Here is a 7,940-nt window from a genome sequence, read left to right on the forward strand (position 1 = left end):
CTGATGGTTATCGTCGGAACAGGCTTGGCGACACGCGCGCTCTCCTCATGAATACGGGTTGGGACATCGGCAATTTATACACGCTCCTACACTGGCATCGTCGTTTTGGCCGGCGTCAGGCAGTAATGTTCAATCAGTTGTCGTAATAGATGCACGGTAGGCTGCAAACGTGACATTTCGAGGTATTCCCCCGGTTGGTGTGCGCAGGCGATATCACCCGGCCCCAATACCAATGTTTCACAACCAAGACGCTGAAGATAAGGCGCTTCCGTGCCGAACGCCACTGCTTCGGCGCGATGGCCGGTGAGCTTTTCGGCGACCCTCACCAATTCCGAGTCCTCAGCCTGCTCGAAGGATGGCACTTCGGGGAACAGCGGCGCGTAATCGATCTTCACCTGATGCCGTTCGGCAATCGGGTTGAGCTTCTGCAAAATCGCCGCGCGCAAGGCTTTGGGGTCCATGCCTGGCAATGGACGCAAGTCGAACTCCAGCGAGCACTGGCCGCAGATTCGGTTGGGATTGTCACCCCCGTGAATGCAGCCGAAATTCATCGTCGGTTGCGGCACGCTGAACTGCAGGTTACGGAACTCGCGCTGCCACGCCAGGCGCAAGCCGCGCAGTTCGCCGATGGCATCGTGCATGGCCTCGAGGGCGCTGTGGCCCAGGCGCGGGTCGGAGGAATGGCCGCTCTGGCCGAGGATGTCGATGCGTTCCATCATGATGCCTTTGTGCATCCGCACCGGCTTCAGCCCGGTCGGCTCGCCGATCACCGCCGCGCGACCTAATGGCCGACCGGCTTCGGCCAGAGCGCGAGCGCCAGACATCGAGCTTTCTTCATCGCAGGTGGCGAGGATCAGCAAGGGTTGCTTGAACGGTTGGTCGAGCAAGGGTTTGACGGCTTCGATGGCCAGGGCGAAAAAACCCTTCATGTCGCAACTGCCCAAGCCGACCCAGCGACCGTCCACTTCCGTCAGTTTCAGCGGATCGGTCTGCCACAACGCCTCGTCGTACGGCACCGTATCGCTGTGACCGGCCAGCACCAGGCCGCCGGGGCCGGAACCAAAACTGGCCAGCAGATTGAATTTACCGGGGCTGACCTGCTGGATATCGCAGGCAAAACCCAAGTCCCCGAGCCATGTCGCCAACAAGTCGATGACCGGCCGATTGGTTTGATCCAGGCTGGGTTGGGTACAGCTGACGGACGGCGCGGCGATCAGCGCAGCGAACTGATCTTTCATGGACGGCAAAGGCATCGCTGACTCCCAACACTCCCGAATTGAAGTCCATCATAGAACCATCCGGCGACAGGAATAAACCGCTACGGCGCGTAGGGTCTGTTGACGCTTGGTGACGAGCCGCGACGGAGACCCACTTGGTGCAGGGCAAGGCGCGAGGAACGTGGTTTGGTCGCCCCAAATAAGTTCCGAGCAACGCAGCCCTGCGCCAAGTGGGGCCCGTCGCGGTCGTCACCAAGCGTCAACAGACCCTATCTCGGATGAGTCCTGTACACTGCACGACCTTGGCAGCCACACATTCCCCCGGCTGCGCTCCCGATCCTGGATTTTCCGGCCATGCAGAAAGAAACCGAAATCAAACTCCGCGTCAGCCGCGAAACCCTCGCTGCCCTGCGCGAGCACCCGTTACTGAAAAAACGCAACAAAAGTGGCTGGGAACGCCGTGAGTTGATGAACCAGTACTTCGACACGCCTGAGCGCGACCTGGCCCGCGCCAAGGTTGCCCTGCGCCTGCGCCGCGATGGCGAAGAAGTGATTCAGACCCTCAAGACCCGTGGCCAGAGTGTCGCCGGTCTGTCCGAGCGTCACGAGTACGACTGGTCCCTGCCCAAAGCCAAACTCGACGTGAAGAAACTCGACGGTGAATGCTGGCCCGAAGAGCTGGCCGAGCTGGACAAGAAAACCTTGAAAGCCATCTTCACCACCGATTTCGTTCGCGAACGCGCGGAAATCGCTTGGGGCCGTGGCAAGACCAAAGTGGTCATCGAAGCCGCGCTGGACCTGGGCCACGTAGTAGTCGGCAAGCAGAAAGAAGAAATCTGCGAGCTGGAACTGGAGCTGCGCGAAGGCGAACCGGCCGCACTGCTGGAACTGGCCGCAGAACTGGCCGCGACCCTGGCGCTGATGCCATGTGACATCAGCAAGGCCGAACGCGGTTATCGCCTGTTCGACGCCAACAGCTACTCGCTGAGCTTGCCGGCGCCGCAGATCACCGCCGAAATGCCGCTGGACGATGCGTTCGCCGCGTTGAGCTGGCATTTGCTGAGCAGCAGCCAGCGTCTGGCCGAGCAATATCGCTTCAATGGCCACTGGCGCCTGTTGCAGGACTGGGTCGAGAACCTCGCTGAAATGCGCGCGCTGATCAGCAGCCTCGGTCAGGCCGCACCGCGTCAGTCGACTCACGATCTGCGGGTCGCGCTGGATGCCCTGCTGGAAGACTGGCGCCCGCTGGTACAAGCCGGCCTGGACGACGAAGACGTGCGCAAAGCCGCGCCGGAGCAATTCCTCGAAGAACTGGAAGACGTGCGCTGGGGCCTGTTTTCCCTGAACACCTCGCGCTGGTTGCTGGCCCGCACCTGGGCCGCCGATCGCAACACCCGCGGCAATCGCCAGGGTGCTGCACAACTGGGCAGCTGGCTGCCGCGCATGCTGGGCGAAGAAGCCAACTCGCTGCAATTGCAGCGTTACCAGCAACAGCCGGAAGACTTGGCCGAGCAGCTGCCGCGTATCGAGCGCATCCAGTCCTGGCTGCACCATGCCCGCGGCGTGCTGGAGATCCCGGAAATGGATCGCCTGTATGGTGAGCTGAACAAACTGACGCAACTGGCCAACGAGCCGATCACCGATGAATCGCTGGATGCGCGTAAGCACCAGGCGATTGCGGTGTATCAGAATCGCGCCTGGAAGATGCTCCTGCGTATGTAAGACCGCCATCGCGGGCAAGCCCGCTCCCACAGGGATCAATGTTGGAACGCGCATCGTGTTTCAACACAAAATACTGTGGGAGCGGGCTTGCCCGCGATGAGGCCCTCACACTCACCGCACGACTTGGCTCAGCGCAACACCGGCAAACTGGTGGTCGACTTGATTTCCGACAACGCCACGATCGAGTTGACCTCCTGAATCCCCGGCACCATCGACAGCTTCTCGAAGAAGAAGCGCTCATAAGCCTCGATGTCCGCCGTGACGATCCGCAGCAAGAAATCCACCGACCCCATCAGCACATAACATTCCAGCACTTCGGGAAAGCCGCGAATCGCCTCGGTAAACTCAGTGAAGTTCGAGCGTCCGTGGGCGTTGAGTTTGATCTCGGCGAAAATCTGCGTGTTAAGGCCGATTTTCTTGCGGTCAAGCAACGTCACCTGACCGCGAATGATCCCCTCCTCCTTCATCCGCTGAATCCGCCGCCAGCACGGCGACTGCGAGAGCCCCACCTGTTCGGCGATCTGCGCGCTGGAGAGCGAAGCGTCCTCTTGCAGCAACGCGAGAATCTTGCGGTCGTAGCCATCCAGCTCGCTGTGCATAGAAAAACCTATAGTTGGTACTAAATCGAATTGATCGATTCGATAAATGGTCAATAAGCCCAATCATAGATAAGAAATGCCCCGCACCGAATGTAAAAATTCCTCCAGTGATTTTGGAGACCGGACCATGCCGCATTTAGAAGCCGTGAACACCCCGCCCGCCCGCGCCGATGTCTGGAACGTCAGCAACGCCCACTGCCGCGTTCACTATCAATTACTGGCCGAGGCCGAGCCGGATCTGCTGTGTCGGGCGCTCAACTTGTTCGCCTTGCAGTTTCTGACGCCGCAGCAGGTCAACGTGCAGCGCATGGACGATCTGCTGTCGATCGACATCGTCATGGACGGCCTGAGCTGGCACCGTGCTCAAGTGATCGCGGAAAAATTACGTAACCTGATCAGCGTCTGCTCGGTGAACCTGCAAGCGGCTGATTCTGCGTGGGGAGAGTCGGTTCAGGCGGCAGGCTGAAAAAACCCGACACGTCTTGGTCGGGTAGTGGCCCAACGGTCTGCGGGTGCGCGGCTATCCTTTGCGAACGGTTGTTCATAAGGAGCCCGCATGTCCGTTCAACTCGCCACTCAGGACCGCTGGCTGGACCTCAATGATTTGCTGCGTGAATTGGTCGCCCAAGGCTTTATCAGCCAGGATTCGGCCGAACACGCGCTCAACGCCCGCCGCCGTCACGCCATAAATGGTCAGCAGCACCCGCTGGAATTCATCGCCAGCCAACACCTGGACGACCTCAGCCGTCCCGGCAAACACCTCGATCTGGAAAGCCTGACGCTCTGGCTGTCTCAGCAGGCCGGTCAACCTTACTTGCGCATCGACCCGCTGAAAATCAATGTCGCGGCTATTACGCCGTTGATGTCCTATGCCTTCGCCCAACGCCACAAGATTCTGGCGGTGTCCATCGACCGCGACGCCGTCACCGTGGCCAGCGCCCAGCCCTTTGTCAGCAGCTGGGAAGCTGACCTGACCCACGTGTTGAAGCTGCCGATCAAACGCGTGGTGGCCAACCCGGTGGACATCCAGCGCTTTAGCGTAGAGTTTTTCCGCCTGGCTAAATCGGTCACCGGCGCCACCAACGCTGATCAACAAACAAGCACCCTGGGCAACTTCGAACAGTTGCTCAACCTCGGCGCCAGCGACCAGGAGCCGGACGCCAACGACGCACACATCGTCAACATCGTCGATTGGCTGTTCCAGTACGCGTTCCAGCAACGGGCCAGCGATATCCACATCGAACCCCGGCGCGAGCAAGGCACGGTGCGCTTTCGCATCGACGGCGTGCTGCACAACGTCTATCAATTCCCGCCGCAGGTGACCATGGCCATCGTCAGTCGCCTGAAAAGCCTGGGGCGGATGAACGTCGCGGAAAAGCGCAAACCCCAGGACGGCCGGGTCAAAACCAAAACCCCGGATGGTGGCGAAGTCGAGCTGCGGCTGTCGACATTACCGACGGCGTTCGGCGAGAAGATGGTCATGCGGATCTTCGACCCGGAAGTGCTGCTCAAGGACTTCGATCAGTTGGGTTTTTCCGCCGATGACCTGCGTCGCTGGCAAGACATGACCCGCCAGCCCAATGGCATCATTCTAGTGACCGGGCCGACCGGTTCAGGCAAGACCACCACGCTGTACACCACCCTGAAGAAACTGGCGACGCCGGAGGTCAACCTCTGCACCATTGAAGACCCGATCGAAATGGTCGAACCGGCGTTCAATCAGATGCAGGTCCAGCACAACATCGACCTGACCTTTGCCGCCGGCGTGCGTGCGCTGATGCGGCAAGACCCGGACATCATCATGATCGGCGAGATCCGCGACCTCGAAACCGCCGAAATGGCGATTCAAGCGGCACTCACCGGCCACTTGGTGTTGTCGACGTTGCACACCAACGACGCCCCGAGCGCCATCAGCCGCCTGCTGGAACTCGGCGTGCCGCATTACCTGATCAAGGCCACGGTGCTCGGGGTCATGGCTCAGCGTCTGGTCCGGACCCTCTGCCCGCATTGCAAGGCGCCATTAACTTTGGGCGAGGACGACTGGCAAACCCTGACCCGGCCTTGGCAAGCGCCACTGCCAGGTAACGCACAACGCGCCATCGGCTGCCTGGAATGCCGCGAAACCGGTTATCGCGGCCGCGCCGGGGTGTACGAAATCATGCAGCTGACTGACGGTATTAAAGCGCTGATCAACCCTGATACCGATTTGCTGGCGGTCCGCCGTCAGGCCTTCAAGGAAGGCATGCGCAGTTTGCGGCTGTCGGGGGCGCAGAAAGTGGCGGCGGGTTTGACCACGATCGAAGAGGTGTTGCGAGTGACGCCGCAGAGTGAGCAGAAGTAGGCAATAGTTCCGGTAGCGCGCGTTCAGACATATAAAGCCCCAAGTCGAACACAACACTGCAGGCCTTTTGCCCTACACTCTGGCCATCGTAACTCCACCAGATGGACAGGGACCGTTATGGGTATTGCACTGATTCTTTTCGTCGCGCTGGCCGTGGCCATTCTTTTCATGGGCTTCAAGGTGGTGCCTCAGGGTTTTGAATGGACGGTCGAACGTTTCGGCCGTTACACCAACACCCTCAAACCAGGCTTGAACATCATCATTCCGGTGATGGACCGCATCGGTCGCAAGATCAACGTGATGGAAAGCGTGCTGGACATCCCGCCTCAGGAAGTCATCACCGCCGACAACGCCACCGTGCAAATCGACGCCGTGTGCTTCTTCCAGGTGGTCAACACCGCCCAGGCTGCCTATGAGGTGAACAACCTCGAACACGCCATCCGCAATCTGCTGCAAACCAATATCCGTACCGTGCTTGGCTCCATGGAGCTGGACGCGATGCTCAGTCAGCGCGACAACATCAACGAAAAACTGCTGCGCACCGTTGATGAAGCCACGGCGCCGTGGGGCATCAAGATCACCCGGATCGAGATCAAGGACATCAGCCCTCCCGCCGACCTGATGGCCGCCATGTCCGGCCAGATGAAAGCCGAGCGGATCAAACGCGCACAGATTCTTGAAGCCGAAGGTTTGCGCGCCTCGGCGATCCTCACCGCCGAAGGCAAGAAGCAGGCGCAGATTCTGGAAGCCGAAGGTAGCCGTCAGGCCGCGTTCCTCGAAGCCGAGGCCCGGGAGCGTCAGGCCCAGGCCGAAGCCCAAGCCACCAAAGTGGTGTCCGAAGCCATCGCCGGCGGTAACGTGCAGGCGGTCAATTACTTCGTTGCGCAGAAGTACATCGATGCCTTGGGCAAACTGGCCTCGGCCAACAACAGCAAAGTGATCCTGATGCCGCTCGAGGCCAGTTCGATGATCGGCGCAGTCGGTGGCATTGGCGAAATCGTCAAGGCCACGTTCGACGGCAAGAAAGGCTGAGGTCGGTGCCCATGGAGCTGTTTTCGTTCTGGAGCTGGTTGGCCTTGGGCACGCTGCTGCTGATCCTCGAGGTATTCGGGGCCGGTGGCTATCTGTTGTGGATCGGCATGGCAGCCGCCGCCGTCGGCGTGCTGACGTTCGTGATACCGGGCTTGCCCTGGGAATTGCAGGTGCTGCTGTTTGCGGTCTTTTCAATCCTCACCGCGCTGTACTGGTGGAGACGTCAGCGCAGTGCGGTACGGGTCAGCGACCAGCCGAATCTGAACCTGCGAGGACAAGAGCTGATCGGCAAGGTGTTCGTGGTCAGCGAAGCGATTGTCGACGGCCGCGGCAAGATCAAGGTCGCCGATGGCGTATGGATGGCCCGCGGGCCTGACACTGCATCCGGCAGCCGTGTTCGGGTGGTCGGCCAGCAAGGGGCGATTTTACTGGTGGAGCGAGCCGACTAACGTCACGGAACTCGATTGGGTTATCGGCAATCAAAGCCCGCAGTTAAAACCCAGTGGAGTCACCTTTTATGCGTCTCAAACTTGCTGTCGCTACCTTCGCCGTGTTGTCCCTTCAAGTCGGTTCGGCGATGGCTGATGACAGCTTTTTGCGTAACGTCCTTACTTCCGGTGCCACCACCGGTACGTCCTACCTGACCTCCAGGGATCACAAGCTGGTCGTCGCCGCCCAGGACGACGCCGGCAGCTTTGTCGCCAGTGACGGCGCCATTCGCGGCCCGTACCTGGAAGCTGCCATGCAGAAAGTCCGCGCCGATAACCCTGGCCTGCAAGCCACGGACATGGAACTGGCGAACGCAATCCTGGCGAAGAATGCCATCGCCTCAAAATAAGGTTCGTTGCTGAACAAAATGCCGCTCTCATGAGCGGCATTTTTTTGCCCGAAATGCGATCCATTGTGGGAGCAACTGTCTTGATGACCTTTATTTTGAAGGCATATTGATAGACAGCTGAACTCCCACAGCTTTAGGCCATGCGATGCCCTACAGGAACACCGCGACCCGTTTAGGCCAAGGGTTCTTTC

The 7,940-nt window shown here is 59.8% G+C and carries 8 protein-coding genes; 6 read left to right on the forward strand and 2 right to left on the reverse strand.

Going from position 1 to position 7,940, the window contains the following annotated elements; translation table 11 throughout:
• Nucleotides 1-86: 86 nt before the first annotated feature.
• Nucleotides 87-1,253: an acetylornithine deacetylase gene (gene argE, locus KGB18_RS29335; protein WP_123720294.1), complete on the reverse strand. Its 1,167-nt coding sequence runs from the start codon at nucleotides 1,251-1,253 to the stop codon at nucleotides 87-89.
• 318 nt (nucleotides 1,254-1,571) lie between these two features.
• Between argE and KGB18_RS29340 the strand changes: the two genes are divergently transcribed.
• Nucleotides 1,572-2,939, forward strand: a complete 1,368-nt coding sequence (locus tag KGB18_RS29340) for an inorganic triphosphatase (protein ID WP_048396307.1) — start codon at nucleotides 1,572-1,574, stop codon at nucleotides 2,937-2,939.
• 128 nt (nucleotides 2,940-3,067) lie between these two features.
• Here KGB18_RS29340 and KGB18_RS29345 read toward each other — a convergent pair whose 3' ends face one another.
• The gene (locus tag KGB18_RS29345) at nucleotides 3,068-3,538 is read right to left on the reverse strand and encodes an Lrp/AsnC family transcriptional regulator (RefSeq protein WP_018927598.1); all 471 of its coding nucleotides are present in this window, start codon (nucleotides 3,536-3,538) and stop codon (nucleotides 3,068-3,070) included.
• Nucleotides 3,539-3,665: 127 nt separating this feature from the next.
• Between KGB18_RS29345 and KGB18_RS29350 the strand changes: the two genes are divergently transcribed.
• From KGB18_RS29350 to KGB18_RS29370, 5 genes are all read left to right on the forward strand, one after another.
• Nucleotides 3,666-4,004: a hypothetical protein gene (locus KGB18_RS29350; RefSeq protein ID WP_123720293.1), complete on the forward strand. Its 339-nt coding sequence runs from the start codon at nucleotides 3,666-3,668 to the stop codon at nucleotides 4,002-4,004.
• Nucleotides 4,005-4,094: 90 nt separating this feature from the next.
• Nucleotides 4,095-5,879: a GspE/PulE family protein gene (locus tag KGB18_RS29355; protein ID WP_123720292.1), complete on the forward strand. Its 1,785-nt coding sequence runs from the start codon at nucleotides 4,095-4,097 to the stop codon at nucleotides 5,877-5,879.
• A 117-nt stretch (nucleotides 5,880-5,996) separates the two neighbouring features.
• Nucleotides 5,997-6,911, forward strand: coding sequence for an SPFH domain-containing protein (locus KGB18_RS29360; protein ID WP_123720291.1), 915 nt, complete (start codon nucleotides 5,997-5,999; stop codon nucleotides 6,909-6,911).
• A gap of 11 nt (nucleotides 6,912-6,922) precedes the next feature.
• The gene (locus tag KGB18_RS29365; protein WP_123720290.1) at nucleotides 6,923-7,360 is read left to right on the forward strand and encodes an NfeD family protein; all 438 of its coding nucleotides are present in this window, start codon (nucleotides 6,923-6,925) and stop codon (nucleotides 7,358-7,360) included.
• Between the two features lie 68 nt (nucleotides 7,361-7,428).
• Entirely contained in the window at nucleotides 7,429-7,749 is a 321-nt protein-coding gene (locus tag KGB18_RS29370; RefSeq protein WP_007899427.1) for a DUF2388 domain-containing protein, read from the forward strand.
• Nucleotides 7,750-7,940 lie beyond the last annotated feature (191 nt).

The organism is Pseudomonas sp. BF-R-26, assembly GCF_019947395.1.
Classification (GTDB): domain Bacteria; phylum Pseudomonadota; class Gammaproteobacteria; order Pseudomonadales; family Pseudomonadaceae; genus Aquipseudomonas; species Aquipseudomonas farris.

Excerpts from the sequence above, each read along its gene's own strand:
- KGB18_RS29350 (WP_123720293.1), top strand. The coding sequence starts at position 3,666 with ATGCCGCATTTAGAAGCCGTGAACACCCCGCCCGCCCGCGCCGATGTC.
- KGB18_RS29345 (WP_018927598.1), bottom strand. The coding sequence starts at position 3,538 with ATGCACAGCGAGCTGGATGGCTACGACCGCAAGATTCTCGCGTTGCTG.
- KGB18_RS29365 (WP_123720290.1), top strand. The coding sequence starts at position 6,923 with ATGGAGCTGTTTTCGTTCTGGAGCTGGTTGGCCTTGGGCACGCTGCTG.
- KGB18_RS29340 (WP_048396307.1), top strand. The coding sequence starts at position 1,572 with ATGCAGAAAGAAACCGAAATCAAACTCCGCGTCAGCCGCGAAACCCTC.
- KGB18_RS29355 (WP_123720292.1), top strand. The coding sequence starts at position 4,095 with ATGTCCGTTCAACTCGCCACTCAGGACCGCTGGCTGGACCTCAATGAT.
- KGB18_RS29360 (WP_123720291.1), top strand. The coding sequence starts at position 5,997 with ATGGGTATTGCACTGATTCTTTTCGTCGCGCTGGCCGTGGCCATTCTT.
- argE (WP_123720294.1), bottom strand. The coding sequence starts at position 1,253 with ATGCCTTTGCCGTCCATGAAAGATCAGTTCGCTGCGCTGATCGCCGCG.
- KGB18_RS29370 (WP_007899427.1), top strand. The coding sequence starts at position 7,429 with ATGCGTCTCAAACTTGCTGTCGCTACCTTCGCCGTGTTGTCCCTTCAA.